This is a genomic window from Streptomyces sp. BR1 (assembly GCF_052373795.1).
In the GTDB taxonomy this organism is placed as follows: domain Bacteria; phylum Actinomycetota; class Actinomycetes; order Streptomycetales; family Streptomycetaceae; genus Streptomyces.
The window spans coordinates 4,437,000-4,453,732 of the sequence record NZ_CM126252.1; the positions used below are offsets into that span (position 1 = coordinate 4,437,000).

Below are 16,733 nucleotides of genomic sequence, written 5' to 3' on the forward strand. Positions count from 1 at the left end.
ACCCCTTCCCGGCTGTGACATTTTGCGGCTCCGCCGCGTGGCCTGGGCGGGCGGCCGGGTTCGTCGGCTGGCCGCCGGTGGGGGCTTGTCGCGCAGTTCCCCGCGCCCCTGACTACCTAGGGGCGCGGGGAACTGCGCGAGCAACCCAGCACGATCCGCAGACGAACGGGGTCCGGGGGCGCAGCCCCCCGGGAAACCCCCCTCAACCCCCACCCGCCCCCGGCAGGGTTTAGGGAAGGGGTGGGGTGGGGGTTAAAGCGCCGCAGGCGGGGTCGCGTGGACCAGCCTCGCCGCCCGGTCGAGCGCACTCGCAAGCAGCGCCAAGTCCGTCGGCCCGTTGCCGAGTTCGCGTACCGGCCGGCGGGCCGGCGGGTCGCCCATGCGCTCCCACTCCAGGGGCACCACCGTGGGCCGCAAAGTCGCCGTACGCGGTATACGCCCAGTGACCCGCCCACCCTGGAAGGGCGTGACAACACCGTCCGCCCCGAACAACCGCCCCCGCCCGGGCGACGGCTCGTCCGGCGAAGGAGCGACGGGCGGCGCATCCAGCCGCACCACCTGACGTACACCCCGCGCCAGCTCCGTATCCGCCGTACGCTCCGCCCGCGCCGACGTCGCCACCAGATGCACCCCCAGCCGCTCCCCGTCCCGAGCCACCGCTTCAAGCGCCCGCACCACGGACCCCGCCGCGGGCCGCCCCGGGCTGCCGAGCGCGGGTGCGACCAGCGCGTCCAGGTCGTCGACGAGGACGACGAGACGGGCCAGCGGCGGCGGCCCCGCCTCCGTACGCGTACGGGCCAGCGGGCGCAGCCGCAGCGTGCTGGTGGACGGCCCGTCCACATCCCCGCGCTGCTCGGATCCGTGCTGCTCACCGACGGATCGCCCGGCCACCTCCTGCGCGTCCGAGGCGGCCCGCGCCACCCACTCCGCGAACCCGACGCCGTCGAGCAGCTCGGCCCGCCGCTTCAGCTCCGCCCCGAGCGCCTGCGCGAACTCCCGCATGCGGACGGGGTCGGAGGCCACCAAGTACGTGGAGACATGCGGGAGTTCGGTGCAGGCGCGCAGGCCGTCGCCGCGCTCCCCGCCCGCCCCGTCGACCAGGATCATCCCCAGCCGGTCCGGCCGCGCCCCGGCCGCGAGCGACGCGGCGACCGCCCGCAGCAGCTCCGTACGACCGCTGCCCGCCGGTCCCTCGACCAGCAGATGCGGCCCGTCGGACGCGAGGTCGACGCCGACCGGGCCGCGCGGCCCGGTGCCGAGCACGGCCGCGCCGTCCGGCGCCGACTCCCAACGCGCCATCAGGGACGCGGGCGTGGCGCGCGCGAGGCCCAGCTCGTCGAGCAGCCGGGACGAGGGCGGCAGGGCCACCGCAGGACGCGCCCGTACCGCTGAAGCGTCGCCCGCACGCAACGGCGCGAGCGCCCGCGCGAACCGCTCGGCCCACGCCGCCGAGACCGCGTCGACCACCGCCACCGTGCCGTGCCCCGCCGGACGCCCGCCCGCCGTGCGCACCAGCCGCAGGGCGGTGGCCACATCGCCGCTGAGCAGTGCTGCCGCCCCGCACTCGCGGAACGCCAGCGACACCGCGCACGCCGACTCGTACGTCGCCTCCACCGGCGACGTCGGCGAGGCGGGCGGTGCCTCGGCGAGACAGAGCAGATGGATCCCGGCCGCGCCCCCGGCCGACGCGAGCCGCGCGGTCGTCTCGCGCAGCACCGACGAGCCGGGGTCGCCGTCGACGATCACCACCGTGTACGGACCCGAGTAGCGGCGGGTGGCGTCGGCGATCGCGGACGCCTCGGCCGAGGCCCAGGTCGGGCCGAGCGGGCTGTCGTCGAGGCGCCGCACGAGCTCGGTCGTACGGGCCGTGGCCTGCTCCCGGTCGTACGCGAGCAGCAGGCGGCAGTCCTGGCCGTGCCCGGGCCGCACATGCGGGAGCCAGCCCAGCCAGCCCCATTCCGCGGTCCGGGTCTGGAGGCTGCGGCCGCGTTCCGTACTGATGAGGACGATCTCCAGGTCGCCCGGCGAATGCAGCGCGGCCAGCTGGGCCACGACCGCCCGCGCCAGACCGTTCAGCCGGGGGCGGGGACCGGCCAGGCCCAGCGAGCCCGCCTCGCGCAGCCCCACGGTGACCGGCACGGCCGCGAGCTCGCCCCGGTCCGCCGTGCCGACCCGGACCGCCAGCGCCTCCTGGTGCCCGGGCCGCCGCTCCCACAGGCGCGGCCCGGGGCCGAGCGCGGTCAGCAGCAGCGCGGCCGGGTCGGGCCACCGCTCGGGCGCGGGCGCGACGCCGGTCGGCGCGGCCTCGGCCTGCACGGGAGCCGGTTCGTACGCGGCCTCGCCCCGGCCCCCGGCCAGCCGCCGCGCCCAGGCGCCGAGCCCGCCGCGCCGCCGGGGCACCCCGTCCTCGACGCGCGCGTGCTGCACCTCGTCCGGCACGCGCGTCCCCCGCGCGGGCGTCCCGCCCCGACGACCGCCCGCGTCGCCGCCTCGCGGTTCGGTCGTGTCCCCGTACGGCTCGGCGACTCGCGGGTCGTACCCGTCGTCGTGGCCGGGCTGCTGCGGAACCTCCGCCTCCTCGCCGTACCAGCCGCGACCGTCGCCCGCGCGGCCCTGGCCGTACGCCGTGGAGCCGCTCGGGGCGTGCGGATGGCCGCCTTCCGCCGCGTACGGATCACCGCCGCCGGGACCGTACGTATCGCCGCTTCCCTGGCCATAGGCCCCGGGCGCCGTGCCCGTGCCATGAGTGGTCGGTCCGTACCCCGAAGGCGGACCGGAACCCGGCTCCGTGGACACCCGCTGGCCCGGAACGCGCCCGGCCTCCATGCCGTACGGAACCGAAGGTGTTCCAGGACCGGGGCCCGCCCCGACAGCCGAACCCTCCCCGTACACCTCGCCCCCGACCACGGCCTCCGGCGCCCCGGGCACGGCCACCCGCACATGCCCCTCCCCGTCCGGCACCGTCGCCAGCGCGTCCGGGGACGGGGTGCCGGGGCTCAGGCGCAGGGCCGACTCGCCAAGCCGCAGCAGCGCGCCCGCGGGCAGCCGCACCGGGTGCGGGCCGACCGGGGCGCCGTCCACGCGCGTGCCGTTCGTCGAGCCAAGGTCGGCCACCGCGACCCGGCCGTCCTCGCCGACCGTCACCGCGCAGTGCAGCCGGGACACGTCCGGATCGTCCAGCGGCACGTCCGCGTCCGCCGAGCGGCCGATGCGGATCTGGCCGCCGTGCAGCAGATGGACCCCGCCCGCGTCGGGTCCGGCGATCACGCAGAGCCGGGCCTGGGCGGCCTCCCCGTGCTCCGACGCGTACGCCGCGTACGAGGCGGAGGCCGCCGGGGACGAGGAGGGGGAGGAGAGCGCGAGCACCGCGCCGTCGACCAGCGGGGGCTCGCCGAGGACCCGGCGCTGCGGATCCAGCCGCTCGCGCCCCGCGTACAGCACCACCGCGCTGGAGACCTCGGAGCCCGACGCGGCCGTGGCGAGGCCGGAGGCGACGGCCGCGAGCGTGGTCCCCGCGGGCGCGGTCACGAGCACGTCGCAGGCGCGCGCCGCAGCGTGGCCGCTGCGCGGCGCGAGGACGGTCAGCCGGATCTGCATCGCCTCGGCGGTCCCTTCTGCGCGGGGGTGCCGGGCCAGGAGGGAAACGCCCTTGTGATTCCCCCCACCAGGCACACATGTCGTGCTGAGGGCATCCTCGCACCTGCCACTGACAACACGCCCGTCACCCACCTCCAAGTGATCTTGAATGATCGGCTCTCGACGCAAATGTGGCCGCAAAGTGGCTGGTTGCGCACCCCGCCGGAATCGACCGCGCCGCTTCGGTACGGCCGTTCGGCAACCTTCCGTGCGACGGTGACGTCTTTCCTTCGAACAGCCAGAACGTGTGAGCCCGCGTCGGCACAGCCGACGGCACTACAGTGGGCCGCCCGGGGCACCCGTCCGGTGCACCCCGGATCAGCCAGAACAGCCAGACCAGCAGGGAGCGCATGACGTGCGGCCGGTAGGCAGCAAGTACTTGCTTGAGGAGCCGCTCGGACGTGGCGCCACGGGCACGGTCTGGCGCGCCCGCCAGAGAGAGGCCGCGGGCGCCGAGGCGGCCGTGGCCGGCCAGCCCGGCGAGACCGTCGCGATCAAGGTCCTCAAGGAGGAGCTCGCCAACGACGCCGACGTCGTGATGCGGTTCCTGCGCGAGCGCTCGGTGCTGCTGCGCCTGACGCACCCCAACATCGTGCGCACCCGCGACCTCGTCGTCGAGGGCGACCTCCTTGCCCTGGTCATGGACCTGATCGACGGCCCGGACCTGCACCGCTACCTGCGCGAGAGCGGCCCGCTCACCCCGGTCGCCGCCTCCCTGCTCACCGCGCAGATCGCCGACGCGCTCGCCGCCAGCCACGCCGACGGCGTCGTCCACCGCGACCTGAAGCCCGCCAACGTCCTGCTGGACGAGCGCGACGGCGCGATGCACCCGATGCTCACCGACTTCGGCATCGCGCGCCTGGCGGACTCCCCGGGCCTGACCCGTACGCACGAGTTCGTCGGCACGCCCGCGTACGTGGCGCCGGAGTCCGCCGAGGGCCGCCCGCAGACCTCCGCCGTCGACATCTACGGCGCCGGGATCCTGCTGTACGAGCTGATCACCGGGCGTCCGCCGTTCGCGGGCGGGACCGCTCTTGAGGTGCTGCACCGGCACCTGAGCGAGGAGCCGCGCCGCCCCACGACCGTGCCCGGCCCGCTGTGGACGGTCATCGAGCGCTGTCTGCGCAAGAACCCGGACGAGCGGCCCAGCGCCGAGAACCTCGCGCGCGGACTGCGTGTCGTCGCGGCCGGCATCGGGGTCCACTCGACCCCGGCGCAGGTCGAGGCGGCCGACGGTGTGGGCGCCCTGCTCGCGCCCGACCCGGCGCCCGCCGCCGTCCCCGGGACCCCGGGCGCGGCCGACCCCACCCAGGTCCTGCCGAGCACCACGCGCGCGTACGACCCGGCCGCGCCGACCTCGGTGCTGCCGAACACGGGCGCGGCGGACCCGACGTCGGTCCTGCCCGACCGGAACGCCGCCGACCCGACCGCGGTCATGCCCCCCGTACCGCCGGGCCAGCCCGTTCCGCAGGGCCAGTACAACCCGCAGCAGCCCGAGCAGCCGCACCCCTGGCAGTCCCAGCTCCAGGCGGCCCGCGACCGCAACGAGCAGACGCAGCTCCAGTACCTGGACCCCGCCGAGGACCCGCTGCGCCGCCGCCCGCACCGCCAGCAGCAGCCCCCGCAGCCCCAGCAGCAGCGTCCGCCGCAGGGCCACCGGCCCGGGCCGCAGCAGTACGCCCCGCAGCAGCCCCAGCCGTACCGCCAGCAGCCGCAGCCGTACGCCCAGCCGCCGCAGCATCAGCAGTACGCGCCGCAGCCCCAGCACCAGCAGTACGCGCCCCCGCAGCAGTCCCATCCGCCCCAGCAGCCGCAGGCCCCCGCGCCCCGCGAGCCGCGCCGCCGCAGCGCGAACCCGATGCACATCCCGGGGCTCGGCTGCCTCAAGGGCTGCCTGTTCACCTTCATCCTGCTGTTCGTCGCGGGCTGGCTGGTCTGGGAGCTGACCCCGCTCCAGGACTGGGTGGCCCAGGGCAAGAGCTACTGGCAGGCGATCGGCGACGCGATCGACAAGGTCACGGGCTGGATCGGCGAGCTGGGCGGCAAGTCCGGCGGCTGATGAGTCGCGTACGAGGGCCGTACGTAAAACCCCTCGTACGCACCTCGTACGCGGTCCAGGACACCCACTTCATCTATATGTCGACTTCCAGGGGGTGATTTCCCGCTCGGAAGTGAAGGTTGGCGTCCCGGCCGCGTAGCCTCGGCGTGCACAGCCAGCCGCTGAGGGAGCAGTCTTGGCACGGAATATCGGCAGCCGGTACACCGCCCACCAGATCCTGGGGCGGGGCAGCGCCGGCACGGTGTGGCTAGGCGAGGGGCCGGACGGGCCCGTCGCCATCAAGCTGCTGCGCGAAGACCTGGCCGCCGACCAGGAGCTCGTCGGCCGCTTCGTGCAGGAGCGCACCGCGCTGCTCGGCCTCGACCACCCCAACGTCGTGGGGGTACGCGACCTCGTCGTCGACGGCAACGACCTCGCCCTGGTCATGGACCTGGTGAGGGGTACGGACGTACGCACCCGGCTCGACCGCGAGCGGCGCCTGGCCCCCGAGGCGGCGGTGGCGATCGTCGCGGACGTCGCCGACGGCCTGGCCGCCGCGCACGCGGCCGGAGTCGTGCACCGGGACGTGAAGCCCGAGAACATCCTCCTGGACATGCAGGGCCCGCTCGGCCCCGGCGGCGCGCACCCTGCCCTGCTCACCGACTTCGGCGTGGCCAAGCTGATCGACACGCCGCGCCGCACCAAGGCGACCCGCATCATCGGTACGCCGGACTATCTCGCCCCGGAGATCGTCGAGGGCCTGCCGCCGAGGGCGGCGGTCGACATCTACGCCCTGGCGACGGTCCTCTACGAGCTCCTCGCGGGCTTCACGCCGTTCGGCGGCGGCCACCCCGGCGCGGTCCTGCGCCGCCATGTCACCGAGACGGTCGTGCCGCTGCCGGGCATCCCGGACGAGCTGTGGCAGCTGATCGTCCAGTGCCTCGCCAAGGCTCCCGCCTCGCGCCTGCGCGCCTCGGAACTCTCCGCGCGCCTGCGCGAACTCCTCCCCCTGGTCGCGGGGATGCCCCCGCTGGACGTGGACGAGCCGGGGTCGGAGGAGCCCGAGGAGCCCCCGTACGAGGAGCCCGCGCCCCCGTCCGGCTCGCCCCGCCGGGGCGCCGTGCCGCTGGTGCCGGGCGCGCCCCTGGACTCCAACCGGGACACCCACACGAGCATGCGCGTGCCCGGCCCCGACGAACTCGCGGGCGGCCCCCTGGGCACGGCCCGCGCCCCCCGCCCGGCCGGCACCCCCCGCCCCGGCTCGGCCCGCCACCGCGCGGACCAGCTCCGCAGACGCCGCATCGTCCTGGGCGCCTCGGCGGCCGCCCTGACCGCGGCCCTGGGCATCGGCGCCTGGCTGGCCGTCTCCGGCGGCGACGACAAGCCCCCGCAGGACTCCAAGCACTCCGCGCCGACGACGCCGTAACCCCGGGGCCCCGCGGCCGTGCCGGGGCACAGGGGGAAACGTCCTTGCGCGCAGCCGTTACGCTGGACCCGTGGCAGTCGTCGATGTATCCGAAGAGCTGAAGTCCCTCTCCTCGACCATGGGGTCGATCGAGGCCGTCCTGGACCTCGACAAGCTGAGGGCAGACATTGCCGTGCTTGAGGAGCAGGCCGCCGCGCCGTCCCTGTGGGACGACCCGGAGGCCGCCCAGAAGATCACGAGCAAGCTTTCGCACCTCCAGGCCGAGGTCCGCAAGACGGAGAGCCTGCGCGGCCGCATCGACGACCTCGCGGTGCTGTTCGAGCTCGCCCAGGAGATGGACGACGCGGACACCCTCGCCGAGGCCGAGACCGAGCTGGTCTCCGTGCGCAAGGCGCTGGACGAGATGGAGGTCCGCACCCTCCTGTCCGGCGAGTACGCCGAGCGCGAGGCCCTCGTCAACATCCGCGCCGAGGCCGGCGGCGTCGACGCCTCCGACTTCGCCGAGCGCCTCCAGCGCATGTACCTGCGCTGGGCCGAGCGCCACGGCTACCCGACCGAGGTGTACGAGACCTCGTACGCGGAAGAGGCCGGCATCAAGTCGACCACCTTCGTGGTGAAGGCGCCGTACGCGTACGGAACGCTCTCCGTCGAGCAGGGCACCCACCGCCTCGTGCGCATCTCGCCCTTCGACAACCAGGGCCGCCGCCAGACCTCGTTCGCGGGCGTCGAGGTGCTGCCGGTCGTCGAGTCCAGCGACCACGTCGAGATCGACGAGTCCGAGCTGCGCATCGACGTGTACCGCGCCTCCGGCCCCGGCGGCCAGGGCGTCAACACCACCGACTCGGCCGTGCGCATCACGCACCTGCCGACCGGCATCGTCGTCTCCTGCCAGAACGAGCGCTCGCAGATCCAGAACAAGGCCAGCGCCATGAACGTCCTCCAGGCCAAGCTCCTTGAGCGCCGCCGCCAGGAGGAGCAGGCGAAGATGGACGCGCTCAAGGACGGCGGCAGCTCCTGGGGCAACCAGATGCGTTCGTACGTCCTGCACCCGTACCAGATGGTCAAGGACCTGCGCACCGAGTTCGAGGTCGGCAACCCGCAGTCCGTCCTGGACGGCGAGATCGACGGATTCCTGGAAGCGGGAATTCGCTGGCGCAAGCAGCAGGAGAAGTAACCGGCGGGAAGGTGCCGCCGCGTTTTTGAGGCTTTGTCGACAAGGGAACTGCCGCTCACCGAGCGGCAGTTCCCTTGTTTCGTCACAGTTGCAACCCCATGTACCGGACAACTGGCGCCATTTGCGACATCGATCCCTAAACGACCTTGACGTGATTCTTAGGTGTGCGGAAAGGTGGCGCGCGGCATGCGTATATCCGGGGCGCGTGTGACGGGGGCGACGCAAGCGGCCTCCCCCGGTCCCGCGGCCCCCGGGCGCTGCCCCATGACGATTCAGCTACTGGGGGTAGCAGACATATGACGAAGAAGACGCGGCTGCGTGTCGCGCGGATAGCCGCCGGCGCGGTGATCGCCGCCGGCGCGTCCCTGACCGCTGCGGGGGCGGCCTCGGCCGTCGGTGTCGACGTGAACATCGGTGGCCTCAGCGCCAAGGCCGAGGTCAACAAGAGCGGCGTCGGCGTCGGCGTCCAGGGTGAGACGGACGGCGGCACGGGCACGGTCGGCGGCATCGGCGGTGTCGACACCGGCGGTTCGTCGAGCACCGGTGGTACGTCCACGACCGGTGGCAGCACCACGGGCGGCTCGACCGGCGGTTCGTCCACCACGGGCGGCTCGTCCGCGACCGGTGGTTCGTCCTCCACGGGCGGCAGCACCACGACCGACGGCGGCTCGTCCAGCACGGGCGGCTCGTCGTCGACCGGCGGCTCGTCGAGCACCGGTGGTACGTCCACGACCGGTGGCAGCACCACCGACGGCGGCTCGACCACGGGTGGCTCGTCCACCACGGGCGGCTCGACCGGCGGTTCGTCCACGACCGGTGGCAGCACCACTGGCGGCTCGACCGGCGGCTCGTCCACCGGTGGCACCTCGTCCACGGGCGGCACGTCGAGCACCGGCGGCACCTCGTCGACCGGCGGCTCCACCACGGGTGGCTCGTCCACCGGCGGCACGTCGTCCACGGGTGGCTCGTCGACCGGCGGCTCCTCCACCACGGGCGGCTCGTCCGCGACCGGCGGCTCCTCCACGGGTGGCTCCGCCACCTCCGGCGGCTCCTCCGCGACCGGCGGCACCGGCGGCTCCAGCACCGGTGGCTCCACCTCCGGCGGCACCTGCACCGTCTCGCTCGACGGCGCCAGCTGCCCGGACAACACCACCCCCGACAGCGGTGGCTCCAAGCCGGTCGAGCAGGGCAAGGCCAAGGACGAGCTCGCCGAGACCGGTGCGGGCGAGACCACGTTCCTGCTGGTCGGCGCCGCGACGATGATCGCCGGTGGCATCGGCTTCCGGATCATGCCGCGCCTGGTCGGCGGCCGTACCGTCGCCTAAGCGTCACGGACGGTAGTCACCAAGCAGTACGCAGATGGGGCCCGGGGTGCAATCCAGCACCCCGGGCCCCACCTGCGTAAACGCCTTAAAGCTCGCTACACACCCTGGTGGGCCAGCAGGGCCACCGCGGCCACCAGCACCACGAGCAGCGTCACCAGGGCCACCGGGCTCAGGCCGCCCCAGGGGCCTTCCTGCTGGAGCCGCTCCCGGTTGGCCCGGCACACGGGGCAGCGGCCCTCGCTGACGGGCGCCGCGCAGTTGGCGCACACCAATCGGTCATAGGTCATGCGCTTTCCTCCTCCCGCGCGGCGGAGCCGCTGCATGCACGTACTGCTCCGCACAACGCTCAGGGAAACGCAACCGTTCCCCCTACCACTGTGCCAGCTCCCGCGCGTTTCGGCGCGCCCCGCCCGATTCTGCACCCGCAGGGGAGCCCGAGGACGCCCCGAAGCGATCCGTCAACGGGACATAAGGCGCATCCCCGGAACATCCTCGGACGGCGCCTGCGCGGCCGAGGCGGGTTCGCGTAGTGTCACGCACACCTATTCCCGGCGACCGTGGTGCACCGTGATCCGATTCGACAACGTCTCCAAGACTTATCCCAAGCAGAGCCACCCCGCTCTGCGGGACGTCTCCCTCGACATCGAGAAGGGTGAGTTCGTCTTCCTCGTCGGTTCGTCCGGCTCCGGGAAGTCGACCTTCCTCCGACTCATCCTGCGCGAGGAGCGCGCCAGCCAAGGCCAGGTGCACGTGCTCGGCAAGGACCTGGCCCGGCTCTCCAACTGGAAGGTGCCGCACATGCGGCGCCAGCTGGGGACCGTCTTCCAGGACTTCCGGCTGCTCCCGAACAAGACGGTCGCCGAGAACGTGGCCTTCGCCCAGGAGGTCATCGGCAAGCCGCGCGGCGAGATCCGCAAGGCCGTGCCGCAGGTGCTCGACCTCGTCGGGCTCGGCGGCAAGGAGGACCGGCGCCCCGGTGAGCTCTCCGGCGGTGAGCAGCAGCGCGTCGCCATCGCGCGGGCCTTCGTCAACCGGCCGATGCTGCTGATCGCGGACGAGCCGACCGGCAACCTGGACCCGCAGACCTCGGTCGGCATCATGAAGCTCCTGGACCGGATCAACCGGACCGGGACGACCGTGATCATGGCGACCCACGACCAGAACATCGTCGACCAGATGCGCAAGCGTGTTATCGAGCTCGAAAAGGGCCGTCTCGTACGTGACCAGGCGCGCGGCGTCTACGGCTACCAGCACTGATGCGCTGAGCATCGAGCCCGAAAGCACGGAAAGGCTTAACCAGTCGCCATGCGCGCGCAGTTCGTACTCTCGGAGATCGGCGTCGGTCTCCGCCGCAATCTGACCATGACGTTCGCCGTCATCGTCTCCGTGGCCCTGTCCCTGGCCCTGTTCGGCGGTTCGCTGCTGATGCGGGACCAGGTCAACAACATGAAGGGCTACTGGTACGACAAGGTCAACGTCTCGATCTTCCTCTGCAACAAGGCGGACGCCGAACAGGTCGCCAAGTGCTCCAAGGGCGCCGTCACCGCCCAGCAGAAGAAGGACATCGAGGGCGACCTGAAGAAGCTGGACATCGTCCAGACCGTCACGTACGAGTCGGCCGACGAGGCGTTCAAGCACTACAAGGAGCAGTTCGGCGACTCCCCGATGGCCGGTTCGATCACGCCGGACCAGATGCAGGAGTCGTTCCGGGTCAAGCTGAAGGACCCCGAGAAGTTCAAGGTGGTCGCCACCGCCTTCGCCGGGCGCGACGGCGTGCAGTCGGTGCAGGACCAGAAGGGCATCCTGGAGAACCTGTTCGGGCTGCTCAACGGCATGAACGTGGCGGCCGTCCTGGTCATGTCGGTGATGCTGGTCGTGGCGCTGATGCTGATCGTCAACACGGTCCGGGTGTCCGCGTTCAGCAGACGGCGCGAGACCGGCATCATGCGCCTGGTCGGTGCTTCGAGCTTCTACATCCAGGCGCCGTTCATCATGGAGGCCGCCTTCGCCGGAGTGCTCGGCGGCATCGCCGCCTCCGGGATGCTGCTCGTGGGCCGTTACTTCATGATCGACCACGGCCTCGACCTGTCGCACAAGCTGAATCTGATCAACTTCATCGGCTGGGACGCGGTCCTGGCCAAGCTGCCGCTGGTCCTCGCGGCGAGCGTGCTGATGCCCGCCCTCGCGGCCTTCTTCGCGCTCCGCAAGTACCTCAAGGTGTGACACGCGCCCCGGGCGCCGTAGGGGCAACAGCCCCTGCGGCGCCCTCGCGTTGTCCTAGACTCGACGCCATGTCAGGTCCGGACCGCTGTCCCAGGCCCCGCGGAGTCCGCCGCGGGGCGACTCTGACCTTGGTCTTCGTCTCGGTCCTCGCGACCGCCGCCGTGACCGGCTCGCTGCCCCGGGCCGACGAACGCGGCACCCCGCTGCGCGCCCGCCCCGCCTCGGCCGAGGCCCCCGCCTCCGACGGCGGCGAGGACGTGGCCCGCGCCGCCGCCGAGGCCGTGGCCGACGGCAAGTCTCCAACGGCTGCCGCCGCCGAGGTCGTCAGCCGCAGCGGCGACCGGTGGGGCGCGGTCTACGACCCGAGCGCCTACGAGCAGTTCGAGGACGCCCTCGACGGCCGCTACACCGGCGTCGGCCTGTGGGCCCGGCGCACCGGCGACGGCCGCGTCGAGGTGACCCGCGTCCAGCCCGGCGGACCGGCCGCCCGCGCCGGGATCGAGGCGGGCGACCGGCTCCGTATGATCGACGGCCGCGCGGTCGACCAGCGGCCGGTCACCGAGGTCGTCTCGCTGCTGCGCGGCGACGGGGCCGCCGCCGGCAGCCGGGTCGTGCTCGGCATGGAGCGGGCCGGGCGCACCTGGGCCGAGTCGCTGCGCCGGGCCCTGCTCACCACCGAGGCCGTGACGGTCAGCGAACTGCCCGGCGGGGACGTGATGATCAAGGTGGCGGCCTTCACCAAGGGCTCGGGGGAGCGGGTGCGCACGGCGGTCCGCGAGGCCCCCGAAGGCGCCGGAGTCCTGCTCGACCTGCGGGGCAACACCGGCGGCCTGGTCGACGAGGCCGCCTCGGCCGCCTCCGCCTTCCTCGATGGCGGCCTGGTCGCCACGTACGACGTGCACGGCAGGCAGCGCGCCCTCTACGCGGACCCGGCGGACGGCGCCGACACCTCGAAGCCGCTGGTCGTCCTGGTCGACGGCGGCACCATGAGCGCGGCCGAGCTGCTGACCGGGGCCCTCCAGGACCGGGGCCGCGCGGTCACCGTCGGCTCGCGCACCTTCGGCAAGGGCTCGGTCCAGATGCCGACCGACCTGCCGGACGGCTCGGTCGCCGAGCTGACCGTCGGCCACTACCGCACCCCGGCGGGCCACAGCGTGGACGGGAAGGGGATCACCCCGGACGTACCGGTCACCGAGCGGGCCAAGGAGCGGGCCGAGACAGTATTGAGTGGCCTCGGGGGGCGGTCGTAGTGCGAAAATGGCCGCACTATGGCTAAGGCAAAAGACAAGGACAAGGGCAGCGGGCGCAAGCTGGTCGCGCAGAACAAGAAGGCGCGGCACGACTACACCATCATCGACACCTACGAGTGCGGTCTCGTGCTCACGGGCACCGAGGTGAAGTCGCTGCGCCAGGGACGGGCGTCGCTGGTCGACGGGTTCGTCCAGATCGACGGGGGCGAGGCCTGGCTGCACAACGTCCACGTGCCGGAGTACGCCCAGGGCACCTGGACCAACCACAGCGCGCGGCGCAAGCGGAAGCTGCTGATGCACCGCGCCGAGATCGACAAGCTGGAGTCCAAGTCGCAGGAGTCGGGTCACACGATCGTGCCCCTCGTCCTGTACTTCAAGGAGGGCCGGGCGAAGATCGAGATCGCGCTGGCGAAGGGCAAGAAGGAGTACGACAAGCGCCAGACGCTGCGGGAGAAGCAGGACACCCGCGAGACGAACCGCGCCATCGCGGCGGCCAAGCGGCGCCAGCGCGCGTAAATGTCCTGGCGGGCCGCCGTCCGCTTCGCGTACGATGGCTTCAGCGCCGCCCCCCGGGGTGGAGCACATTGTTAACAAAACATGGGGATGATCGGTTTCGACAGCGGATGTCGAAGCAGGGGAAGCGTGTCGAGGAAGCGGCAATGATCTCGTAAACCATATGTCGCAACCAATAATCGCCAACACCAAGCGCGATTCCTTCGCCCTCGCTGCCTAAGTAGCGACTTGCGAAGTGTCAGCCCGGGGGTGATCCCGACCCGGATCCTGGCATCATCAAGGGATCTAAACTTCTGAGCCCGGTCACGGGGCCCAGGAGGAAATCAAACAGTGGCTGAGCCCGTCGGAGACTTGTTCGCGTGATCTCCGGGGCTGAGAAAATCGCAGCGAACTGCACACGGAGAAGCCCTGATTCCGCACCGTTGGACGCGGGTTCGATTCCCGCCATCTCCACAATTCCCATGTGAGGCAAAGGCCCGGCTGCATCAAGCAGCCGGGCCTTTGTCGTACGTACGGTACGCAGCCGCACCCATCACCGGCGCCGAGCCGGACCCGCCGCACACACCACCGTCGCCAGCGCCGCCGCGCACCCCGGGGCGAGGTAGGCCGTCGTCGTGCTCGTGTGGTCGGCGAGCCAGCCGCCCGTGGCCGAGCCCAGTGCTATGCCGCCCAGGATCGCGGTGACCGCGAGGGTCATGCCCTCGTTCAAGCGGCCCTCGGGGGTGAGCCGCTGGACCAGGGTCATCCCGGTGACCATGGTCGGCGCGGTGGCCGCGCCCGCGAGGAGCAGGGCGCCTGCCAGGACGAGGAGCGAACCCGTACGGGCCGCGAGCAGCGGCAGGCACATCAGGGCCGTCATCGCGCCCGTGCAGACGAGGAGACGCCGGGACACCGCGCGCGCCGGGCGGACCGACCCGTAGACCAGGCCCGCCACACACGACCCGGCCGCCTGGAGCGCGAGGACCGCGCCGCCCGCAGAACCGTGGCCGAGCCGGTCCGCGTACGCCAGCGTCACCACCTCCATCGCGCCGAACACCGCGCCCGTGGCGAGGAAGACGGCGAGCAGGGCGGGCAGCCCGGGGGAGCGCAGCGGGGAAGGCGCGCGGTCGGTGCGCGCGGCGACCGGCGGTTCGGTGGAGCGCTGGGCCGCGAAGATCAGCATGCCGGTCATCAACAGGACCACGCCGGTGAGCGTGCCCGCCTCCGGGAACAGCGCGGTGCACAGGAACGCGGCCGCCACCGGGCCGAGCATGAAGCACAGCTCGTCCACGGCCTGTTCGAAGGAGTTGGCGGTGTGCACGGCGGCCGCGTCGCCCCGGTGGACATGGGCCCAGCGCGCCCGCGACATCCCGCCGGTGTTGGGGGTGGTGGCGGTGGCGGCGTACGCGGCGAACAGCGTCCAGTCGGGGGCGTCCAGGCGTACGCAGAGCAGCAGGGCCAGTGAGCCGAGCGCGGCGATGGCGGTGGCGGGCACGGCGACCCGGGCCTGGCCGAGCCGGTCGACGAGGCGGGCCGTCCAGGGCGCGACGATGGCGGTGGCGGCGAGGCCGGTGGCGGTGACGGCGCCGGCCAGGGCGTACGAGCCGCGCGACCCGGCGATCATGATCACGGCGCTGACGCTGAACATGCCCATCGGGAGCCGGGCGATGAGGTTGCCGAGCGTGAAGGCACGGGCGCCGGGGACGGCGAAGAGGCGGCGGTAGGGGGCGGCCCAGCGGGCGCGCACTCGGGCACGGGGCTCGGGCTCCTCCCGGTACTCGTGGTGCGGGACCGGCTCGGCGAGGACGAGCGTGGAGCCCGACATGGTCATCAGTTGCGGCATGCAAAAGAGCCTCGCCGCAGGGGTGTTGCGGCGTCCAACACCTGATCCGGGCCCATTCACGCACTTTTGTTGTGAACGGCTCTGCGGTTGACTTGGCGGGTGCCCCAGGACATCGACCCCCGACTGCTGCGCGCGTTCACCGCGACCGCCGAGGAACTCCACTTCACCCGCGCCGCCGCCCGCCTCTTCGTCGCCCAGCAGGCGCTCAGCCGGGACATCCGGCGGCTCGAACGGGAGCTGGGTGCCGAGCTGTTCGTGCGGACCACGCGCGCGGTGGAGCTCACCGCCGACGGTACGCGGCTGCTGCCGCACGCCCGCCGGGTGCTCGCCGCCCACGACGAACTCCGCGCCGCCTGGGCCGCCGAGGCCCGCCCGCTGATCGTCGACATCGGCGCACCGGTCGGCACCGGCCACCGGGTGCTGACCCGGGCCCGGGAGGTCGCGCCCGGCCCCGAGTTCGTCGTCCGCTATCTGACCGGGCTCACGGGGGCCGCGGCCGACATCCTGGCGGGCCGGGTCGACGTCTCGTTCGGCCGGGTAGCGGGTCTGGAGCCGTCGGTGCTCGCGGGGCTGGCCCATCAGCCGGTGCGCTACGAGCGGATGGCGGTGCTGCTGCCCGACGACCACCGGCTCGCGCACCTGGCGGAGATCCCGGTCGACATGCTCAAGGGCGAGACGCTGTACGCGGGCGTGGGCAATCCGGCCACCGCCGAGTGGACCGACCTGGCGGCGCGGCTCTTCGCCGGGCGGGGGGTGGAGCTGGCGCCTCCGTTCCCGGAGATCTCCGGTGAGGAGGAGTTCACCCGGGTGGTGCGCGGGCGCGGCTGGTCGGTGCTGGCCAGTATGGACTTCCTGGCGATACCGGGGATGACGCTGCGTCCGCTGACCGCTCCCGTACCGCTGTCACCGGTGTCGCTGGTGTGGCGCAAGGGGCTGCGGCACCCGGGTCTGGAGGTGCTCCGGGAGGTCGCCAATGGCATGGCAACGGCAAATGGTTGGCTTGAAATCCCCCAGAAAAGTTGGCTTCCCGGCGTCGATCTGTCGCTCATGTCCCAGTGATGCCCATCTGGTGCCTTCCACAGGATGAGCAACACTTGGCGTACGAACACGGGTGTCACTGGGGTGCGCTACATTCATCCCCCGGGTGCGGTGTGGTAGTGGGGGCGCGCGGAACGGATGTGGTCCGGTCCTGCTGCAATGCCCGCCGAGTCGTGCGCGCAACCCGCGAATCATCCAGGTGGGAAGTGCGTACGCAAAGTGGACAATTGGCGAAAAGAAGCCCCTCAGGGGCAGCCCGGGAATCGTGCCGAGAAGCCCCGTGGCCCG

12 protein-coding genes and 1 other RNA gene are annotated in these 16,733 nt (G+C 72.7%); 10 read left to right on the plus strand and 3 right to left on the minus strand.

Features of this window, described 5'->3' with window-relative positions:
• Positions 1-252: 252 nt before the first annotated feature.
• A complete protein-coding gene (locus tag ACT1U9_RS19310; protein WP_444533958.1) occupies positions 253-3,597 on the minus strand; it encodes an FHA domain-containing protein in 3,345 nt (1,114 codons plus the stop codon).
• Between the two features lie 394 nt (positions 3,598-3,991).
• On the opposite strand from ACT1U9_RS19310, the gene ACT1U9_RS19315 reads away from it, so the two are divergent.
• The 4 genes from ACT1U9_RS19315 (at position 3,992) to ACT1U9_RS19330 (ending at position 9,599) form a co-directional block, all read left to right on the plus strand.
• A complete protein-coding gene (locus ACT1U9_RS19315) occupies positions 3,992-5,695 on the plus strand; it encodes a serine/threonine-protein kinase (protein WP_444533959.1) in 1,704 nt (567 codons plus the stop codon).
• A 175-nt stretch (positions 5,696-5,870) separates the two neighbouring features.
• On the plus strand, positions 5,871-7,100 hold the full coding sequence (locus ACT1U9_RS19320) for a serine/threonine-protein kinase (RefSeq protein ID WP_444533960.1): 1,230 nt from the start codon (positions 5,871-5,873) through the stop codon (positions 7,098-7,100).
• Positions 7,101-7,170: 70 nt separating this feature from the next.
• A complete protein-coding gene (gene prfB / locus ACT1U9_RS19325; protein WP_444533961.1) occupies positions 7,171-8,274 on the plus strand; it encodes a peptide chain release factor 2 in 1,104 nt (367 codons plus the stop codon).
• A 296-nt stretch (positions 8,275-8,570) separates the two neighbouring features.
• Positions 8,571-9,599: a hypothetical protein gene (locus tag ACT1U9_RS19330; RefSeq protein ID WP_444533962.1), complete on the plus strand. Its 1,029-nt coding sequence runs from the start codon at positions 8,571-8,573 to the stop codon at positions 9,597-9,599.
• 95 nt (positions 9,600-9,694) lie between these two features.
• Here ACT1U9_RS19330 and ACT1U9_RS19335 read toward each other — a convergent pair whose 3' ends face one another.
• A complete protein-coding gene (locus ACT1U9_RS19335; protein WP_188273879.1) occupies positions 9,695-9,886 on the minus strand; it encodes a hypothetical protein in 192 nt (63 codons plus the stop codon).
• A gap of 280 nt (positions 9,887-10,166) precedes the next feature.
• Here ACT1U9_RS19335 and ftsE point away from each other — a divergent pair, with 280 nt between their 5' ends.
• From ftsE to ssrA, 5 genes are all read left to right on the plus strand, one after another.
• Positions 10,167-10,856, plus strand: coding sequence for a cell division ATP-binding protein FtsE (gene ftsE, locus ACT1U9_RS19340; protein WP_101388537.1), 690 nt, complete (start codon positions 10,167-10,169; stop codon positions 10,854-10,856).
• A 48-nt stretch (positions 10,857-10,904) separates the two neighbouring features.
• Positions 10,905-11,822 (plus strand): permease-like cell division protein FtsX, encoded by a 918-nt coding sequence (gene ftsX, locus ACT1U9_RS19345; protein ID WP_444533963.1) that lies wholly within the window; start codon positions 10,905-10,907, stop codon positions 11,820-11,822.
• A gap of 68 nt (positions 11,823-11,890) precedes the next feature.
• The gene (locus ACT1U9_RS19350; protein WP_444533964.1) at positions 11,891-13,072 is read left to right on the plus strand and encodes a S41 family peptidase; all 1,182 of its coding nucleotides are present in this window, start codon (positions 11,891-11,893) and stop codon (positions 13,070-13,072) included.
• Between the two features lie 18 nt (positions 13,073-13,090).
• Positions 13,091-13,588, plus strand: a complete 498-nt coding sequence (smpB, locus tag ACT1U9_RS19355) for an SsrA-binding protein SmpB (RefSeq protein WP_101388534.1) — start codon at positions 13,091-13,093, stop codon at positions 13,586-13,588.
• Between the two features lie 83 nt (positions 13,589-13,671).
• Positions 13,672-14,041: a transfer-messenger RNA gene (ssrA, locus tag ACT1U9_RS19360) on the plus strand.
• Positions 14,042-14,117: 76 nt separating this feature from the next.
• Here ssrA and ACT1U9_RS19365 read toward each other — a convergent pair.
• The gene (locus tag ACT1U9_RS19365; protein ID WP_444533965.1) at positions 14,118-15,407 is read right to left on the minus strand and encodes an MFS transporter; all 1,290 of its coding nucleotides are present in this window, start codon (positions 15,405-15,407) and stop codon (positions 14,118-14,120) included.
• A 99-nt stretch (positions 15,408-15,506) separates the two neighbouring features.
• Here ACT1U9_RS19365 and ACT1U9_RS19370 point away from each other — a divergent pair, with 99 nt between their 5' ends.
• A complete protein-coding gene (locus ACT1U9_RS19370) occupies positions 15,507-16,466 on the plus strand; it encodes a LysR family transcriptional regulator (protein ID WP_444533966.1) in 960 nt (319 codons plus the stop codon).
• The last annotated feature ends 267 nt before the right edge of the window (positions 16,467-16,733 follow it).